This window comes from Deltaproteobacteria bacterium, assembly GCA_016709225.1.
Lineage (GTDB): Bacteria > Myxococcota_A > Polyangia > Nannocystales > Nannocystaceae > Xiheibacterium > Xiheibacterium phototrophicum.
This window is the reverse complement of the sequence record JADJEE010000012.1, coordinates 645,729-664,219: the sequence shown is the minus strand read 5'-3', so window position 1 is coordinate 664,219 and position 18,491 is coordinate 645,729. Positions and strand designations below refer to the sequence as shown.

Below are 18,491 nucleotides of genomic sequence, written 5' to 3'. Positions count from 1 at the left end.
AGCCCGCGTCAGCGGGCGACGAACTCGAGCGAGGTCAGCACCGCGAGGCAGACCATGCGGTACTGGCCGGCGCCGTCGGGCTGGCCGGACTTGACCTGCTCGAAGGCCGCGAGCTCTTCGTCGTCGGGTGCACGTGCGAAGGCGGCCTTCACCAGCGCCGTGGGATCGGTCGCGAGATCGGGGTAGCGGGCCTGGAAGCGCGGGTCGTTGCAGACCGGCTTGATGCCCTTCAGCCAGGTCTCCATGCGCTCGGGCGACCACTTGAGATCGGGCGCGACGCCGTTGGCGTAGTCGTGATCGCCCAGCTGGTACCGGCGCGTGTAGAGGTCGAGGAACATCGCGTCGTCGGTCGACACGCCGGCCACCTTCGCGAGGTTCGCCATGCGCACGTGGAACGGCAGCAGCTCGACCTCGCTGGTCGGTGGCTCGAATGGTTGCTCGATGCCGGGGTCTTCGGGCGTGCCGGGTGCCTCACCCGATTCGCCGCCCTCGCCGGCCGCCCCGTCGTCGCGGGTCGGCCCGGTGTCCGCCTGGCCCGGCGCGTCGCCGGAGAGGCCTTGATAGCAGCCGCCGATCGCGAGCGCGAAGAGGGCCGTTACGATGCCGAGGGTCGTGGTCGTGGTCGTACGCATGTCGGTCCCCCTCAGGCGAGCATGAAGCTCATCGGTTGTTGGCCGGCGACGTCGGGATAGCTGTCGGCGATGTCGTCGGGGATGTCGAGCGCACGCATGACCGTGCGCCAGCTGCGGGCGCCGCTGAGACGACCATCGGGCCCGCTGACCGGCACCACCGGGGCGCCGCTCTCGTCGGGCGAGAAGTACGACCACGTGTGGCCGCTGCCGGTGTTGCTGGCGACGCGCACGTCGCCGAAGTAGCCGCCGTTGATGCGACCGCCGGCGAGCACGAACGAGCTCTTGCCCTCGTTGCCGTACGAGTTGGCCGACGGCGAGCGGCCGCCGTCGGCGCTGTAGACCGCGATCACCGTGCGCTCCCACATGCCGGGGATCGCCTTGATGCTCTCGATCAAGCGCGCCAGCGGCAGTGCCGATTGCGCGGCCATCGTCTTCATCACCGACTCCTCGCGGCTGTCGTGCACGTCGAGGTAGTCGAACTCGAGCGAGACGGTGCGCGTCACGTCGTTGGACAGCAGCTTGAAGGCCCAGCCGGCCTGCTCCCAGATGTTGGCCTTCTTGTTGTCGCCGACCTGGTCGGGCACGCCGGTCTGCCAGTACGCGATCTCGTCGGGCGTGAACGGCAGGTCGACGACCTTGGGCACGTGGTACCACTTGCCCTCGGCGGCGGCGAGGTGCGCCTCGTGGTGCATGCGCGCGGTGGCGTCGAAGCCGTGCCGCTTGAAGAAGCCACCGTCGGCGCGCTTCAGCGCAGCGGCAAACACCGCCGCCTCCTCGGGCGTCGCGATCGCGAGGTCCTCCACCGAGGTCGGGAAGGTGTCGAAGAGCATCTGCACGCTCTGGATGCGCGTGAGCTCGGCGTTGGTCAGCCCGGCGGCGAAGTGGCTGATGGTGTGGAAGCGGCTGATGAACTTCATCGTGATGCCGTTGGCGACATCGGGCGTCAGCTGCTTCTGCCAATAGTTGTGCAGCGTCGCGGGGGTCGGCGTCGACGAGTACCAGAAGTCGTTGCCCTGCTCCTCGTAGCCGGGCTCGCCCATCCACATCGGCTGCTTGCCGGCCGCCTGGGTCTTGGTGCGCCCCGGTGAGCGCATCGGGTTGGCCGACTCGTGGCCGTGGATCGCACCCTCGCACAGCGCGTTGGTCTCGACGACCGCGATGTTGTCGAGGTGCGGCACGAGCACCTGCGAGTCGGGCGTCAGGTAGAAGTTGCGATCGTGCGCGGTGATCTGGTCGGCGGTGAAGAACAGCGACAGCGCGTCGCCCGAGCCACCGCGCATGAGGTTCGCGGCGTTCTGCGCGATGCTGGGCGGCACGAACACGTGGCCGAAGTCCCACTGGTCGCGCAGGTTCATCTCGATGAAGTAGGTCGGCAGCGATTGCTCGGCCGTGAAGGCGTGGGCCTCGCCGAACAACTCCTCGTTGAGGGCGAAGCGCACCGCGGCCGGCACCGCCGGTGCTGCCAGCACGCCCGCGCAGAGCTTCATGAACGCGCGCCGACGGGTCGGCGCGATGTCGAGGATGCGGGGCTTCTTCATGGGGCCTCCATGGTCGCGAGCACGGCGTCGACGACCCTGCGATCGGTGAACGTGGACCACACGTAGTGACGGATGGTCGGGTGCGGCGTGTCGGCCGAGACGCTCTGGGCGATCTCGGCGATGAGCTCGGCGTCGATGTCGTTCGAGACCCCGGACGCGAGGTTGAAGCTGCGCGCGACGAGGTTCTTCACGGTGCACTGCTGGAACAGCGCGCTGTCGGTGAGCACGTCGGTGGCGGCGCGGAGGTTCTCCACCTCGACGCCGAACATCTGCGAGGTCTCGTCGGGCGCGCGGGTCGGGTCGGCGAAGTGCGAGGTGTAGAGGCCCGAGATCGAGCGCCCGAGCTCGCCCTCGGGGTCCTGCACGCCGGTCGCGTCCTCGCGCCACAGACCCTGGTCGTCGAAGCGCACGAACAGCTGGGCGTGGGCACCGAACTGCGAGTGGCAGCCGTAGCAGGCCACGCCGTTGCCGAAGCCGCCCTTGGCCTCTTCGACGGTCTGCTCGTCGGCCTTCTCGGCCTGGAACATCGGGATCAGCGACGCCTTCTCGAGCGGCACCTGGATCTCCTGCTCCATCGGGTAGATGCGGCAGGCGAAGGTCTCGAGCATTCGCTTGGCGCGCGTCAGGTTGAAGCGGCCCTTGTTGGCGATGAGGTATGCCCGGGTCGCGAGCACGCCGGACTCGTACGGGGCTCCGGTGTCGCACGCGATGTGCTTGCCCGCGCCGTCGACACAGTAGTCGGCGGTGAGCAGCGTCGACCACGGGAGATCCTCGGCCGCGATCTCGGCGGCGAGGTTGCCGGGCAGATCGAAGTCGACGCCGTCGCGCTCGCCGCTGGTGTGCAGCATGTCCGAGACCATGAAGCGCACCGCCTCGGCGAAACCAGGCTCGGCGGTCCAGCCATCGATGATCGGTGCGAGCGCAGCCTCGCCGCCGAGCTCGATCAGCGCGGCCTCGTCACCGTCGAGCGAGCGACCGACCAACGTCGGTGCGATGCGCGAGAGGTAGAAGGTCACCTGCTCGGGGGTCAACGGCGTCGCGACGTCGGGCGTGTCGTCGGTCTCTTCGCCTTCGCTGGTGCTGCCATCGCCGTCGTCGTCCGGCATGGCGCCGCCGGTGGACGCGGCCGCGGTGTCGCCGGCTGCGGTTGCATCGAACATGCGCCGCGGGCTCTCGTCGTCGCACGCGGTCAGCCCGATCGCCATCAGCAGCGTCGCGCCCGCGAGCGCGAGCCCGCGCGACGAACCCCCGCTCGCCGCGCGGGCAGCCACCGACCCTGCGTGCGTTCGCACGCTCGCGTGTGTTCCTCGTTGGTGCTTGTCTACGCCTGCCACGTCACCCCGCCCCGTTCGGTCGACTCTGCGGATCGAAGGACGATCCTCCAGCGCGACCGATCGCATCCACCTTCGCAGCTCGAGCGCTCGATCGCCACCAGAACCCCTCGAGAACTGCGAGCACGACGTAGCGCAGATGGCGCGAAGTCGGGTGGTCGTGCACTGCCTGTGGGGTCCGTCGCCGCGGTTGCTGTCACGAGGGCGAATCGACAGTTCCGTCGCGCGCGAGCCCGCAGCATTGGGGTCGCGTGGCCACGCCGCCCCCACCTGCAAGATCGCCCGGGACGTGCGTGCTACCGTCCGCGCCAGACCCCACACGCATGACGACGATCACGGTGTTCTGCGGTTCGAATCCCGGTACGCGACCGGAGTATCGCGAGGCCGCGACCGCGCTCGGCACTGCGATCGCGTCGCGCGGCGCGACGCTCTGCTACGGCGGGTCGTCGGTCGGCTTGATGGGTGCCGTCGCCGACGCTGCACTCGCAGCGGGCGGCCGCGTGATCGGCATCATCCCGACGGCGTTGGTCGCGAAGGAGGTCGAGCATCGCGGGCTCACCGAGCTGCGCGTGGTCGATTCGATGCACACGCGCAAGCGCGAGATGGCGGCGCACGCCGACGCCTTCATCGCGCTGCCCGGGGGTGCGGGCACGCTCGAAGAACTCTTCGAGGTATGGACGTGGGCGCAGCTCGGGCATCACGACAAACCCTGCGCGCTGCTCGACGTCGCCGGCTACTACGCGGCGCTCACGAGCTTCCTCGATCACATGCGTGGTGAGGGCTTCATCCGCGCCGAGCACCGCGCCATGCTGCTGGTCGATACCGACGCCCACGCGCTGCTCGACCGCGTCGCCGCCTACGTGCCCCCGCGCGTCACGAAGTGGATCGGCCGCGGCGAGACCTGATCGGCCGGCGGTGGCCGCGGAGTTGACCGCGGTGGGCCGCGTTCTTAATGTGGCCGCCACCATGCCGCTCGCCGACCCCCGCAAGCTCCGCATCCCCACCGCGTCCGAGGCCCTCGCCGGCCGCGCCGAGGCGCTGGTGGTGTCGCCGGTCCACTTCGTCAGCGGTGCCCGCACGGTGCCGCCCTTCGAAGCCGGCCACGCGCTGGCGATGTTCGGCATGGGTTGCTTCTGGGGCGCCGAGCGCAAGTTCTGGCAGACCGCGGGCGTGGTCACGACGATGGTCGGCTACGCCGGCGGCGTGACGCCGAACCCGACCTATCAAGAGGTCTGCAGCGGCGGCACCGGCCACACCGAGATCGTGCGCGTGGTCTTCGACCCCACCGCGGTCGGCTACGACCAGCTGCTGCGGGTGTTCTGGGAGAACCACGACCCCACCCAGGGCATGCGGCAGGGCAACGACATCGGCACCCAGTACCGCTCGGCGATCTACTGCTACGACGCCGATCAACGCACCGCCGCCGAGCAGTCGGCGCGCGCCTACGGCGAGCGACTGCGCGCGGCCGGTCACGGCGACATCACCACCGAGATCCGCGAGGCGCCGACCTTCTACTACGCCGAGGACTACCACCAGCAGTACCTCGGCAAGAATCCCGGCGGCTATTGCGGGCTCGGGGGCACCGGCGTCAGCTGCCCGATCGGGCTTCGCACCTGATCAACCGGTGCGCGTGATGAGGTGGTAGCCGAACGGCGTCTCGACGACCCCGCTGGTACCACCGACCGGCAGGCCGAACGCGGCGGTCTCGAACTCGCCGACCATCTGCCCGCGACCGAAGCTGCCGAGGTCGCCGCCGCGCGCCTTCGACGGACAGTCGGAGTGGGCGCGCGCGAGCTCGCCGAAGTCGGCTCCACCCTGCAGCTGCTGCTGGATCGAGGCAATCTGCGCCGCGGCGTCGTCCTTCGAGCGCGAGGCGGTGGAGCGCATCGAGCCCTTGTACATGAGCAGAATGTGGCTGGCACGGACCGTGTCGGACATCGGCGGTAGTTTGCCCGCCGCGTTGTCCGATGTGAATCGATTTCGCGGCCGCGATCAGGTGCGCTTGGTCGCGCGCATGTCGAACTTGTCGAGCAGGCGCAGCAGATACACGCGGTCGATCTCGGCCGATCGAGCTGCCTGCGTGATGTTGCCGCCGTGGGCCTTCATCAGGGCCTCGACGTAGGCGCGCTCGAAGCGATCGATGAGCAGGCCCTTGGCGGTCTTGAACGGCACCGCGGGGTCGGCCTCGACATGGGCGCTCGCGCGCGCCGGTGGATCCTCGGGCGCATCGCCGTGCACGGGCGTGAACCCCGGTGCGTCGTCGCGATCGACCACGCCCAGCGCGGCCGCGCGCTCGAGCGCGTTGCGGAGCTCGCGGACGTTGCCCGGCCAGGGGCGCGAGGCGAGCTCGCCCATGGTCTGGGCATCGATCTGCAGCGGGTAGCCGGCGGCGGCATGCTCGGCGAGGAACGATTCCACGTACAGCGGGATGTCCTCGGGGCGCTCGCGCAGCGCCGGCAGCACCAGCGTGACGACCGCGATGCGGAAGTAGAGGTCAGCGCGGAAGCTGCCGCGGTTGACCTCGCGTCGCAGGTCGCGATTGGTCGCGGCGACCAGCCGCACGTCGATGCTGCGCGCGCGCGAGCTACCCAGCGGTTGCACCTGGCGGCGCTCGATCACGCCGAGCAGCCGCGTCTGAAGATCGAGCGGGAGCTCGCCGATCTCGTCGAGGAACAGGGTGCCGCCGCTCGCGGCCTCGAACGCGCCCGAGCGCGAGCGATCGGCACCGGTGAAGGCCCCGCGCTCGTGCCCGTACAGCTCGCTCTCGATCAGCGTGGGCGGCAGCGCGGCGCAGTCGACCACCACGAACGGCCCGTCGGCGCGCCGACTGTGCTCGTGGATGGCCCGGGCGGTGACCTCCTTGCCGGTGCCCGACTCGCCGTGGAGCAGCACGGTGGTGTCGGTCGGTGCGACCTTGCCGACCAACGCGAAGATGCGTCGCATCGCGGCGCTGCGGCCGATGAGCGGGCCCATGCGGGTCGCGGGCGACAGCGCCAGGTCGACGGTGTCCCGCAGTGGCGTGGTCTTGAGGATGGTCTCGCCGATGCGGATGTTGGCGCCGCCGTCGACGATGACGTCGAACACCCGCAGGCCGTCGAGGTAGGTGCCGTTCTTCGAGTCGAGGTCGCGGATGCGGTAACCCTCGGGCACCAGCGCGATCTCGACGTGGTGGCGCGAGACCGTCGGGTCTTCGAGCACGAGGTCGCAGCCCTCGTGGGTGCCGACCACGATGCGATCGCCGTCGAAGTCGCCCTGGCGCTTGCGGTCGGGGCCGCGGACGACCTCGACGCGCAGTCGCTGCCGGCGCAGCGCCGTGAGCTCCTGGCCGGCGTGGATCTGGATCGTGTGTTGGACTGGGGAGGCCAAGTTCGTCGCTTTGGTGTCAGTGTACCGCCAGGCGGCGAGCGGCGTGCGTGGCGGCGCCGCACGGTCGCTTTTGCGCTGGCGCCTCGGATTCCGTGGTCCAGACTGGGCGCATGAGCGTCACCGCCGAATCAACGATGGACGAGGTCCGCCGCATCGCCGACGAAATCCGCGTGCGCATCCACCTCGCGGGGATGGATCTCAAGGACGCGTGGGCGAAGCTCGAGCCCAAGGTCCACGAGTTCGAGCACAAGTTCGAGCAGGTGACCGCGAAGGCGGGCACCGAGATCGACGGCGTGGTCGGCAAGCTGCGCGAGGAGCTGCAGGGCCTGCACGAGCGACTGTTCCGATCGTGACGTCGATCGTGCGGTCGTGCACCGGTGGCCGCCATCGTCACCACGCGGTGATGCTCGCAGTCCCGCCGGGCTCGATCTCGATCTCGAGCGTTCGTCGCTGCGCGCTGTCGGGGTTGTAGAGCGCCACCGTGTGCTTGCCCGCGCGCAGCGGCAGGTCGAGCGGGGTCTGCCCGCGCGGGTGGCCGTCGATCGAGACCTCGGCGTAGGGCATGAGGTTGACCTTCAGGCGTCCGCGTCCCCGCGGCGCGATGGCGGGGCGCATGGGCCCCGGCGCAGCCGCGGGAGCTGCCGTGGCGTCGCCGGTGGATCCAGCGGCCGGACTCCCTGTCAGCTCTGGCGCGGCCGGGGCGGGCGGCGTCGCCAACCGAGGTGGGCGCGCGGCTGGGGCGTCGGCGCCGTCGAGTGCCGCGGCGATCGGTGCGGCGAGCTCCGCGGGGGCTGGCGCGCGCGGCCACACGATGGCGACCACGAGTGCGACGATGCCGAGCGCCGCGAGCGGGAACCACCACGCCGAAGGCAGCGGCGGGGCTGCCGTGGCCGCCATCGCGGCGGTGCGGGGCGACGGATCCGCTTGCAACGCGACGTCGAGCGAGCGCACGACGGTGGCGTGCTCGCCGATCGCGTCGCGCACCAGTCGTGCCAGCTCGGCATGGGCCCGGGGATCGCCGAGCCGCGCGACCAACGGATGCAGCGCCGCCACGAAGCCGTCGATGTCGCAACGATCGCGCAGCGCCGGCTCGGTGGCGTGCTCGACCAGGCGTTGCAGGCCGGCATCGTGGCCGTCCAGAGGTCCGTCCCCGGCGATCATGCGGCGGAGCACGAGGCCGAGCGCGTAGACGTCGCTGCGGCCGTCGAGCGGCCGACCCGCGGCCTGCTCGGGCGAGAGATAGAGCGGCGTGCCCTTGATGAGGCCGGGCAGGGTGTCGTTGCCGCCGGCGCGGGTGCGTGCGATGCCGAAGTCGGTGAGCTTGACGGCGCCGTCCTTCGATAGCAGCACGTTGCCCGGTGTCACGTCGCGATGCACCAGCTGCGATGGCGCACCGTCGTCGTCGCGCAGGCCGTGCACGTACTGCAGGGCTGCGGCGATCTGCTGCGCGACATGCAAGGCCAACGCGACGGGCACGTGCTCGCGCCCGCGGTGCTCCAGCAGGCGCTGCAGCGAGCAGCCGTCGACCAGCTCCATCACGATGTATGGCCGACCCTCGTCGTCACCGAGGTCGAGCACGGCCACGACGTTCGCGTGCTGGAACCGCTGCGCGAGCTGGGCCTCGCGCGCGAACGCAGCCTGCAGCTCGGGGTCGTCGCGCAGCTCCGCGCGCAATCGCTTGATCACGACTGGCTTGCGGAAGTCGCCCGCGCCGACGACCGCGGCGCGGACCACCTCCGCGACACCGCCCACACCGATCACGTCGGCGAGCTCGTAGCGGCCTCCGACGCGGGTCCCGGGCGAGCCGTCGCGGGCACTGCGGGTTGGGGACGGCATCGACGCCATGGTATCCTCGTCGGCCACGGATGCTGCTCCGCGCCCCGTCGCTCGCCGTCGCGTGGTGCCTCGCGGCACACACCCCGGCGCCGACCGAGACGGCGCCCACGCCCACGCGGCCGAGCGTGATGCTGTGGCCGGACCAGCCCGCGATCGCGTCGGAGCTGGCGGAGTTCGAGGCGAGCGCAGCTGCGCGCGCGCTGGTGCCGTCGCGGCTCGCGTTGGTGTCACGCGCGGCCTTCGCAGCGGAGCTCGAGGGCGCGCGGACGGCCGCCGCGGCCGCGGTCGCGACCCAGGTGGCGGCGATGGAGCGGGAGCTCGCGGCGGTGCGCGACGCGTGGCTCGGCCAGCGCTGGGACGTGATGATCGAGCAGCTCGACGCGCTCGAGCGCGAGCGCCTGCCGCTGCTGGCGATCCCGGCGCGGTGCGACACGCTGTGGGAGATCGAGCTGCGACGCGGGCTCGCCCATCGCGGGCGCAAGGCCGTCGGCGACGCCGACGAGGCGGCGCGGCGGTTCGCGCTGGCGCTGGCGCTGGCGCCCGAGCGTCGACCCGCGCGCGAGCTGTGGGGGCCCGAGGTCGTCGCCGAGTTCCTGCGCGTGGTCGAGGCGCAGAGCGTCGCGGTGCCGCTGGCGACCGCAATCGGCAGCGACCCGACGCATGCGAGCATCCACGTCGACTGTCAGCCGCTCGACGCGAGTGGTCGCGCCGCGTTGCGCCCCGGCCTCCACGTCGTCCACGCCGCTGCGGTCGGTCATCGCACCGTCGCGCGCCTGATCGAGACCCCCGCATCGGCACCGGTCGCGTTGTCGTTGCCGCCCTCCGACGAGACCGACGCGCTGCGACGCCTCGCGGCCGACAGCTTCGACGGCGGTCTGCGGCTCGAGCGGAACGACGAGCGTCGCGCTTTGGTGGCTGCAGCCGCGGCCCGCGACATCGACGCGGTGGTGCTGGTCGGACGTCGCGACGACGCCGTGGTCGCGCGCGCGCTCGTCGGGGCCGGCATCAGCCCCACCGCGCGTCATGGCGAGCTCGGTGAAGCGGTCGCTGCCGCGCTCGCGTGGGTCGATGCCGACGGGCACCTCACGCGACCGGCGAGCGCCGACGTCTCCGCGTCTGCGCAGCGGGTCGACGCGTCGCCGAAGCAGCGGCGCAAGGTCGTGCACAGCTGGTGGTTGTGGACGATCGTCGGTATCGCGGTCGAGCTCGGCGTGGGACTCGGCGTCGGCCTGGGGCTGCGGGAGCGACAGCCCGATCACCTCGTGGTCTACGGGCCCCGCTAGCCCACGCGGCATCGAGGCCACAGTCGATCGCGGCGCGATTGGGGGGCCGCGCCCGCTTCCGGAACCCGCAGCGCATGACCTACCGTGGCTCGAGATGCTGCCTCGTCCCCCGATTCGCCATGCACTGTCGTCGCTCGTGCTGTCGCTCGCCTGTGGTGACGCGGGGGGTGGGTCCGACGATGGCGGTTCGAGCACGACGCAGGCCGGCGTCACGATGTCGACGGGCGCGAGTGGCAACACCGGCGCGAGCACGGCCGCCGCGACCTCGATGTCCTCCGATGCGAGCACCGGGAGTGACGACGCGTCGTCCGACGGTGGCACCACCGAGCCCTCGACCACCACCACTGGCGGTGAGCCCGAGCCCTCCGACGGCTGCGGCTTGCCGGCCGAGGTCGGCGCGGTCACGCGGATGATCGAGGTCGCGGGGCAGATGCGTACCTTCACGGTGTCGATCCCCGATGCCTACGATCCCGAGGTGCCGCATCCGGTCGCGTTCGGATTCCACGGCCTCGGCGGCAGCGGCAGCGGCTACTACATCCCCGGCGGACTCGATCCCGCGCCGATCGTGGTCGGCCCCGATGCCGTGCCCGCCGGCGGCGCGTGGAACACCACCGGCGATCTCGAGTTCGTCGATGCGATCCTCGCGACGCTATCGAGCGAGCTGTGCCTCGATCACGCGCGCGTGTTCGCGTCGGGCTACAGCAACGGCGGCTTCATGGCCGACGCGGTCGCGTGCAGTCGTGCCGATGTGTTCCGCGGCGTCGCGATCATGGAAGGGGGCTCTGCCGGTGGCTTCGGCTGCGGGCAGACGGCGGTGTGGATCATGCACAACCAGGACGACATGACCGTGCCGATCTCCTACGGCGACACGTTGCACGCGCAGTGGATCGCCGCCAACGGCTGCGCCGAGACCACGCAGGCGATCGCGCCGTCGCCATGCGTGGTGCACGACGGCTGCAGCGCGGGCAACCCGGTGGTGTGGTGCTCACCGGCGACCGGCGGGCACAACCCGAACTACGATGCCGCGGCCGCGGTGCCCGCGTGGTGGAACGGGCTCTGACGCCTGGCACGCGAACGGGGAGCGCGCACGGCTGCCCCCGAGCCCCGCTCGGTCCCCCCGCGAGGAGCCGGCATCCGCGCACATCGGAAATCGCCGGCGCCGGGCGCCCTCTACCGGTTCTGCGGCAGATCGGCCGCGACGCGCGAGCGTCGTTCGAGCGACGCACGTCCACCGAGCGTGCGACGGACGAGTCTCGCTTGGGTGCTGTGTTCGATGGCCTGTGGCGGCGCGGCGGCGCGCGGGGACGCGGGCGCGTCGACGACCGAGGGCGACTCGACGATCGCGGGCGACGCTGGCACCGCTGCGACGACGACCGGCGACGATGGATCGAGCGGCGTCGGCGGCAGCGACTCGACCCGCGGTGACGACGGCGGCGTGCCGCCGATGGACGTCGGTGTCGCGCCGCCGGCCGCGGTGTGGCACGTCGAGCAGCCGGCCGACAGCGCGCGCACCTGGCTGGTCTCGCCCGCGGGCGAGCGCGTGTTCTGGCTCGGGGTCAACACCGTGATGCGCGACAAGACCTGCGACGGCATCCTCGACTGGATCCGGCGCACCGATCCCTCGACGGCGGCGAACGTCGAGTGGGCGCGGCTGTCGACTGGCAGCAGCGGCGGCGAGAGCAACGCCAAGCCCTACTGCTTCAACTCGGTCGGTGGCTTCAGTGACACCAACGATTTCGATGACGACGGCGGCGACTCGTGGATGATCCGCGCGACCGAGGACGGTGGCGCGGGCGCGCCGTTCGGGCAGGTGCTGGTCGTCGACGCGCGTGGCGACGATCGCTCGCTGGCCGACGAGCACGGCAACGTGCTGCAGGGCGGCTTCGCCGAGGCGCGCATCGGCGACCCCTACAACCCTGCATTCGCGGCCGACATCGCGGCGATGGTCGCGGACGACGTCGCGCCGCGGGTCGGCGATCCGCGGCTGCAGATGTGGTTCCTCGGCAACGAGATCGGGCTGTTCGATCGCGCCGGCCACGGCACCGTCGGCGTACGAGACCTGCGGCGCTGGATCTGGTCGCCGTGCCCCGAGGGCTCCGACCTCGACACGCCGGCGTGTGCACCCCACGGCCTGCTGGCAATGCTGCGCGAGCACTACGGCGATCCGGGGGCGTTGGCGGCGGCGTGGGAGCTACCCGTCGACGACTGGACCGACGTGCTGGCCATCCACCCCGTGCCGTACGAGCACGACTGCAACCAGACCTGCCGCGAGGACCTGCAGCGCTTCGTGCACGACGAGCTGCTACGCCGCTGGATCGCGGTGGTCACCGGCACCATCCGCGCGACCGATCCCGATCACCTGCTGACGACGCCGCGGCTGGCGGTCGGCGACGCCGGCACCTACCGCTTCTGGGCCCCGGCGAGCGAGCCCGGCGCCGAGGTGTGGGCCGACGCGCCGCAGACTCCGGTGCCCACCGACGCTGCGGTGACCTATTGCCCCTACGACCTCTTCGCGCGCGACGGTGAACTCGGCTTCGATCTCATCGCCATCAACGTCTACGACGGGAGCGCCGAGTTTGCCGAGCCGTGGCTCTCGGACGGCCTCATCAAGCTGCACGAGCGCTCGGGGCTGCCGATCGTGATCAGCGAGTTCAGCGTGCGCGCGCGCATCCAGGGCTGGACCAACAAAGGCGGCGCGGGCGTCTTCGTGCCCGTCAACGATGGCGTCGACGACCAGATCCAGCGCGGTGCGTACTACCGCAGCCAGCTGCGGCAGTTCGCGCAGCATCCCTTCGTGCTCGGTGCGTCGTGGCATGCGTGGAGCGATCGCTACGCCGCTGCCGACCCGGCGCATCAGATCGACATGGGCTTGGTGCAGTGTGACGACCCCGCGCGCGGCTTCGAGGCCGGCAAGCGCTGGGCCGAACTCGACGAGCGCGTCGCCGAGGCCAACTGCGGCATCGAGGCCACCTTGGCCGAGCTCACCGGTCTGTGAGCCAGGCGCCGCGCGCACGGCTGACCGCGTGGGCGCGCGCGTGCTAGCGTCCGCGCCGACATGCCCGCGCCCGCCCGACGCGAAGCCCCCGAGAGGGCCGCCGACTTCGACGCGGTGCTGTGGAGCGGCGGCGGCTGTCGCTGTTTCTGGCAGGCGGGCTTTTGGTCGGTCGTCGCACCCGCGCTGGCGCTGCGACCACGCACCATGGTGGGCGCGAGCGCGGGGGCGGCCTTCGCGTGTGCCGCCATCGCCGATCGGCTTGAGGCCATCGTCGAGTCGTTCGCGCGCCGCACCGCTCGCAACCCCCGCAACGTCTACCCCGCCAACTTGGTGCGCCGGCGCCCGGTGTTCCCGCACGCCCAGATCTATCGCGGGACCATCCTCGATCTGCTCGACGACGAGGCACTCGCGCGGCTGCATGCCGGCCCGGAGCTGAAGATCCTCGTCACCCGTCCACCGACCCAGCGGGCGGTGGTGCCGACGCTGTTGCTCGGCTTTGGTGCGTACAAGCTCGACACCGCGGTGCGCGGTGCGGTGCACTCGTCGCTCGCGCGCCGACTCGGTTTCGTCGGCGAGCTGGTGTCGGTGCGCAGCTGCGGCAGCGTCGACGAAGTCGCCGATCTGGTGCTGCAATCATCGTGCATCCCGCCGTTGCTGCCGCTGTACCGTCGCGGCGACGGCATCGTCGTCGATGGCGCGATCGTCAACGACGCGATGCTCGACGCCGTCGCCGGCCACGACTCGACCTTGGTCATGCTCTCGCGGCCCTACGCGCGTCTGCCGGAGGTGCCCGGTCGCACCTACGTCGCGCCCTCGCGCAAGCCACCGATCGCGATGTGGGACTACGCCAGCCCGGCGCTCATCCGCCCGACCTTCGAGCTCGGTCGTGAAGACGGCGAGCGCTTCGTCGCGCGCCACCGCCGTTCGAGCTAGCTGCCGGCGAGTGCCAAGGCGTCGCCACGACCGACCGCCTCGGCGGCGTTGCGCGACCACAGCTCGTGGTAGTGCCCGCGTGCGAGCAGCAGCGCGGCATGGCTGCCGCGCTCGATCACACGGCCCTGCTCGATCACGAGGATCTGGTCCGCGCTGCGAATCGTCGAGAGGCGATGCGCGACCACGAACGCGATGCGGCCGCGCAGCACGGCGGCGATGCCGGCCTGGATCAGCGACTCGGTGTGCGTGTCCACCGACGAGGTCGCCTCGTCGAGCACGAGGATCTGCGGATCGGCGAGGATCGCCCGCGCCAGCGCGACCAGCTGCCGCTGCCCAGTCGACAGCCGCGCGCCACCCTCACCGACGGGCGTGTCGTAGCGCTCGGGCAGCTGCGACACGAAGGCGTCCGCGCAGGCGGTGCGGGCCGCGGCGACGACCTCGTCGTCGGTCGCGTCGAGACGGCCGTAGCGGATGTTGTCGGCGATCGTGCCGGCGAACAGGTAGGGCGCCTGCAGCACCACGCCGATGCTCGACTGCAGCCAGTGCAGGCTTCGCGCGCGGTGGTCGATGCCATCGATGAGGATCGCACCGGTCTGCAGCTCGTAGAAGCGTGCGAGTAGGTTCACCAGCGTGGTCTTGCCGCCGCCGGTCTCGCCCACCAACGCGATGGTCTGACCGGCGTGGACCTCGAGATCGACGCCGTGGATCACCGGTCGCGCGGGGTCGTAGCCAAAGCCGACGTCGCAGAACGAGATGTGGCGGATGCGGGCAGGACCACCGTCGATGGCGATGCCCGGCGCGCGTGGAGCCATCGCTGCCGCCGCGATCGCAGCGCGCACCTCGGGCGCATCCGTGATCTCGGGCGCGGTGTCGAGCAGTCCTTGCACACGCTCGGCCGCCGCCTGCGCGGCCTGCAGGTCGGTCAGTCGACGCACGATGTCCTCGATCGGCATGTGGAACAGCGCGACGAACTGCATGAATGCCACCAGCGTGCCGATGCTGACGCCGCCGACGATCTCGAGGCCGCCGCGCCACAGCGCCAGGCCCGTACCCACGGCACCGAGCGAGACCACGATCGGCAGGTACAGCGACCCCTGCAGGGCGTTGCGCACGGCGTGGCCGCGGGCCTCACCGGCGAGCGCCGACAGCTCCGACAGCGCACCGTGCTCGCGGACGAGCGCCTTGGTGGTACGCACGCCCATCACGGCCTCGCCGAAGCTCGCGGTGATGCGGGCGTTGGCGCGTCGCATCGCGCGGGCGCTCGCGAGCATGCGGCGTTGGAAGAACACGCTCGTCACCGCCAGCGCGGGCACGATGGTGAGTACCCACGCCGCGAGCACCGGGTGCACCACGAACATCGCGATCGTCACGCCGAGCGCCAGCGCGGGGCCCCAGGTCATGTCGAGCGAGAACCACGGCAGCAGCCCCGAGACCTTGCCGCAGTCCGAGGTCACGCGACTGACCAGCCAGCCCACCGGGCGCCGGTCGAAGTAGCCGAACGACAGCTCCTGCAGGCGCGCGAAGCCGGCACGGCGCAGGTCGTGGCCGACGCCCGAGGCCAGCCGGCCGGCGACCGCCACGATGCCCCAGATGAGGCAGGCGAACAGCACCGCCGACGCGCCGTAGGCGACCCAGCCCCACGTCAGCTCGGCCAGGCCGCGGCCGCCGACGGCGGCGTCGACCAACCATGCCGTGAGCAGCGGCAACGCGAGGTCGACCGCCGCCAGCAGCTGACCGAGCACGATCATCGCGACCACCGCGCGCCAGTGCGGACGCACGTGCACGAGCATGCGCCGCCACAGCGACCAGTCGATGCGTCGCGGCCCGCTGGGCTCCTCGTCGAACTCGTCGAATCCGCTCATGTCGCTGCTCCTACCGCGACTGCGTCCGCCGCCGGTGACGCCGCGGCGTCCTGTTGCTGGGCCCACATGCGCGCGTAGGCGCCGTGCGCCGCCAGCAGCTCGCAGTGCGAGCCCTGCTCGAGCACGCGCCCGCGCTCGAGCACGACGATGCGATCGGCGGCGCGGACGGTGGTCAGGCGGTGCGCGATGATGATCGTGCTGTGACGCCCGCGGCGGGCAGCGAGCGCGCCCAGGATGGTCGACTCGGTGCGGGTGTCGACGGCCGACAACGAGTCGTCGAGCACCAGCACGGTCGGCTCTCGCAGCAGCGCCCGCGCCAGCGCCACGCGCTGCCGCTGCCCGCCCGAGAGCATCACGCCGCGCTCGCCCACCACGGTGTCATACCCACCCGGCAGGCCCTCGATGGCCGCGTGTACGCACGCCGTGCGCGTGGCCTCGACGAGCGCGTCGAGCTCGGCGTCGGGTCGGGCGAAGCGCAGGTTCTCCGCGACGCTGCGCGAGAACAGGAACGGCTCCTGCAGCACCGCGACGATCCGCTCGCGGACCTGCTTGCGATCGAGCGTGCGCAGCTCGACGCCGTCGAGGTGGATGCTACCCGCGTCGGGATCGCGCAGGCGAAGCAGCAGCTCGACCAGCGTGGACTTGCCGGCACCCGAGGCGCCCACGATCGCGACCGTGGTGCCGGCGGCGATCCGCAGCGACAGGTCTTCGAGCGCCGGCGCGGCGTCACCGTGGGCGAAGCGCACGTGTTCGAGCACCAGCTCGCCGCGGGCGGGGGCGAACGGGGCCGGCTCGGCGGGCGCGGGCTCGGGCGCGTGGCCGAGGATCTCGTCCAGCCGCGCGAGCGCGACCGTGGTCTTGCCGAGGTCGGCGACCACGCGACCCATCATCCGCAGCGGGAAGACGAACATCGACACCGCGGTGAGGAAGTAGAGGAACGCGCCGACCTGCAACGTGCCGTCGACGATGCGCACGATGCCGTAGACCGCCACCAAGCCCCGCTGCGCCAGGCACAGCAGGTCGGTCGACGACCAGTACCACGCCAGCAACGCGAACATGCGCGCGGTCGCGTCGCGGTGCTCGGCGTTGTGCACGGCGAAGCGCGCACACTCGAAGTCCTGCCGCGCGAACGACCGCACGACCCGGATGCCGGCGAGGTTCTCCTGCAGCATCGCCGTCATGCGGCCCTCGGCCTCGTCGACCGCGGTGAAGCTGCGCCGCACCCGCAGGAAGAACCACAGCGAGAAGCCGAACAGCAGCGGCACCAGCATCACGGCGATCGCGGTCATGCGCGCGTCGATGAGGAACATCAGCGGCAGCGGCACCACGAACATGATCGAGGCGCGGCCGATCTCGACCACGTGGCTCTCGAGGAACGTCCGCACGGTCTCCACGTCGGAGGTGCAGCGCTGCACGAGGTCGCCGGTCTCGGCGCGGTCGAAGTACGACGACGGCAGGTGCTGCAGGCGATCGTAGAGCCGCTCACGCAGACGACGAATCGTGTTCTCGCTGGCGATCGACGACAGCCGACCGCGCAGGTAGGTGAACACGCCGGCCGCCACGGTGATCGCCACCAGCCAGGTGGCCGGGGCCCACAGGTGCTCGCGCAGCCAGCTGCGGCCACCGAGCGCAGCGACCGCCCGCTGCATCGCGGGCGAGGCCTGGTCGGCGGGTGCCAGCACGCCGTCGATCACCAGCTGCGGCACCAACGGCGCGACGTACAGCAGGCACGACGCCACCACGAGCGCGACCACGGCCGCCGCGAAGCGGGCGCGGTCGCCGACGAGGAGCTCGTGCAGCGCGTGGAGGAAGGGGCGCATGGAGGGCGAGAGCGTGCAGGGGTGAGAAACGCGAAAACCCGCTCCGGCGGGGCCGAGAGCGGGTTCTTGCTGCGAACGAGGATGACTCCGTCGCGACTACCCGCCCATGATCCAGCCGCCCCAGAAGGCGGACTCGATGGTGGTGACGCGACGCATCGGTGTGATGCTAGCGCGGAGCGGTCGGCGGTCGCAAGTCGGGGCGACGTGCGGAATGCCCGTGACGCTCGTGCCCGAGGCAAGCCGACGATCCGTAGGGCGGCGCGTTGCTTCGACGTCCGCACCCGAGGATCGGGAACATTCGGGTCGCGCTGCGATGCAAGGGGACATGGTCGCGCTTCGATCGTCGGTGCTCGTCGTCCATGGTCTCGCCGCGTTCGCCTGCACGCCGACGCCCAGGATGGATGCCGCGAAGGGCGACGACAGCACGACGGTCGCGTCGACCGGGACGCTCGGCGAGCCGAGCACCGGAACGCCGGGTACCAGCGGTGCGGGTACCCAGGGAGCGAGCACGGGTGGTGCGGCGAGCAGCGGCGAAGGCTCGTCGTCGGGCTCCGGCGGCGGTGGCTCGAGTGGATCGCAGGGCTCGGGTGGGGACACGAGCTCGAGCGGGACCGCCGAGCCGCCGCCGCCATACGGGACCTGCGACCCCTGCGGGCCCGACGAGGTCGAGCTCGACGGCGGCCCTTGGTGCATCTGCGCGCCGCCCTGCCAGGTCGCCGACGACTGCCCCGATCCCGCCACCGGCGCGACCCCAGCGTGTTCGAGCGAGGACCACATCTGTCTGCTGCTGTGCACGAGCTCCGAGCAGTGCCCCGAGGGCGCGCAGTGTCCCGATCCCGCCTCGCTGCCCGAGGGTGCGCAGGGGTTCTGCTACCGTGACGCGACGTAGGACGTG

Annotated in this window: 16 protein-coding genes; 8 read left to right on the top strand and 8 right to left on the bottom strand. The window is 71.5% G+C overall.

Going from position 1 to position 18,491, the window contains the following annotated elements; all coding sequences use genetic code 11:
* Positions 1-8 precede the first annotated feature (8 nt).
* Genes IPH07_27760 through IPH07_27750 form a run of 3 tightly spaced genes read right to left on the bottom strand, consistent with a single transcriptional unit; the run spans position 9 to position 3,441 of the window.
* Positions 9-632: a hypothetical protein gene (locus tag IPH07_27760; GenBank protein ID MBK6921225.1), complete on the bottom strand. Its 624-nt coding sequence runs from the start codon at positions 630-632 to the stop codon at positions 9-11.
* An 11-nt stretch (positions 633-643) separates the two neighbouring features.
* Positions 644-2,170 (bottom strand): hypothetical protein, encoded by a 1,527-nt coding sequence (locus tag IPH07_27755; protein ID MBK6921224.1) that lies wholly within the window; start codon positions 2,168-2,170, stop codon positions 644-646.
* The gene (locus IPH07_27750; protein MBK6921223.1) at positions 2,167-3,441 is read right to left on the bottom strand and encodes a hypothetical protein; all 1,275 of its coding nucleotides are present in this window, start codon (positions 3,439-3,441) and stop codon (positions 2,167-2,169) included. The genes IPH07_27755 and IPH07_27750 overlap by 4 nt, the downstream gene beginning before the upstream one ends.
* A 383-nt stretch (positions 3,442-3,824) precedes the next feature.
* Here IPH07_27750 and IPH07_27745 point away from each other — a divergent pair, with 383 nt between their 5' ends.
* Positions 3,825-4,406: a TIGR00730 family Rossman fold protein gene (locus tag IPH07_27745; GenBank protein MBK6921222.1), complete on the top strand. Its 582-nt coding sequence runs from the start codon at positions 3,825-3,827 to the stop codon at positions 4,404-4,406.
* 61 nt (positions 4,407-4,467) lie between these two features.
* Positions 4,468-5,118, top strand: a complete 651-nt coding sequence (gene msrA, locus IPH07_27740) for a peptide-methionine (S)-S-oxide reductase MsrA (GenBank protein MBK6921221.1) — start codon at positions 4,468-4,470, stop codon at positions 5,116-5,118.
* On the opposite strand, the gene IPH07_27735 is transcribed toward msrA, so the two are convergent.
* Both IPH07_27735 and IPH07_27730 read right to left on the bottom strand, forming a co-directional pair.
* Positions 5,119-5,439: a peptidyl-prolyl cis-trans isomerase gene (locus IPH07_27735; protein MBK6921220.1), complete on the bottom strand. Its 321-nt coding sequence runs from the start codon at positions 5,437-5,439 to the stop codon at positions 5,119-5,121.
* Positions 5,440-5,493: 54 nt separating this feature from the next.
* Complete coding sequence (locus IPH07_27730) at positions 5,494-6,867, bottom strand: sigma 54-dependent Fis family transcriptional regulator (GenBank protein ID MBK6921219.1); 1,374 nt, start codon at positions 6,865-6,867, stop codon at positions 5,494-5,496.
* A gap of 110 nt (positions 6,868-6,977) precedes the next feature.
* Here IPH07_27730 and IPH07_27725 point away from each other — a divergent pair, with 110 nt between their 5' ends.
* Positions 6,978-7,220, top strand: coding sequence for a hypothetical protein (locus tag IPH07_27725; GenBank protein ID MBK6921218.1), 243 nt, complete (start codon positions 6,978-6,980; stop codon positions 7,218-7,220).
* Positions 7,221-7,257: 37 nt separating this feature from the next.
* Here IPH07_27725 and IPH07_27720 read toward each other — a convergent pair whose 3' ends face one another.
* Positions 7,258-8,703, bottom strand: a complete 1,446-nt coding sequence (locus tag IPH07_27720; GenBank protein ID MBK6921217.1) for a serine/threonine protein kinase — start codon at positions 8,701-8,703, stop codon at positions 7,258-7,260.
* 29 nt (positions 8,704-8,732) lie between these two features.
* On the opposite strand from IPH07_27720, the gene IPH07_27715 reads away from it, so the two are divergent.
* The 4 genes from IPH07_27715 (at position 8,733) to IPH07_27700 (ending at position 13,914) form a co-directional block, all read left to right on the top strand.
* Positions 8,733-9,986, top strand: coding sequence for a hypothetical protein (locus IPH07_27715; GenBank protein MBK6921216.1), 1,254 nt, complete (start codon positions 8,733-8,735; stop codon positions 9,984-9,986).
* Between the two features lie 94 nt (positions 9,987-10,080).
* Positions 10,081-11,046, top strand: a complete 966-nt coding sequence (locus IPH07_27710) for a hypothetical protein (GenBank protein ID MBK6921215.1) — start codon at positions 10,081-10,083, stop codon at positions 11,044-11,046.
* A gap of 201 nt (positions 11,047-11,247) precedes the next feature.
* On the top strand, positions 11,248-12,981 hold the full coding sequence (locus IPH07_27705; GenBank protein MBK6921214.1) for a hypothetical protein: 1,734 nt from the start codon (positions 11,248-11,250) through the stop codon (positions 12,979-12,981).
* 60 nt (positions 12,982-13,041) lie between these two features.
* Positions 13,042-13,914, top strand: coding sequence for a patatin-like phospholipase family protein (locus IPH07_27700; GenBank protein MBK6921213.1), 873 nt, complete (start codon positions 13,042-13,044; stop codon positions 13,912-13,914).
* Here IPH07_27700 and IPH07_27695 read toward each other — a convergent pair.
* Together IPH07_27695 and IPH07_27690 are read right to left on the bottom strand one after the other, a co-directional pair.
* Positions 13,911-15,776, bottom strand: a complete 1,866-nt coding sequence (locus tag IPH07_27695) for an ABC transporter ATP-binding protein (GenBank protein ID MBK6921212.1) — start codon at positions 15,774-15,776, stop codon at positions 13,911-13,913. The genes IPH07_27700 and IPH07_27695 overlap by 4 nt on opposite strands.
* Positions 15,773-17,596, bottom strand: coding sequence for an ABC transporter ATP-binding protein (locus IPH07_27690; GenBank protein MBK6921211.1), 1,824 nt, complete (start codon positions 17,594-17,596; stop codon positions 15,773-15,775). The genes IPH07_27695 and IPH07_27690 overlap by 4 nt, the downstream gene beginning before the upstream one ends.
* Positions 17,597-17,921: 325 nt before the next feature.
* On the opposite strand from IPH07_27690, the gene IPH07_27685 reads away from it, so the two are divergent.
* The gene (locus IPH07_27685; GenBank protein MBK6921210.1) at positions 17,922-18,485 is read left to right on the top strand and encodes a hypothetical protein; all 564 of its coding nucleotides are present in this window, start codon (positions 17,922-17,924) and stop codon (positions 18,483-18,485) included.
* Positions 18,486-18,491: the final 6 nt, after the last annotated feature.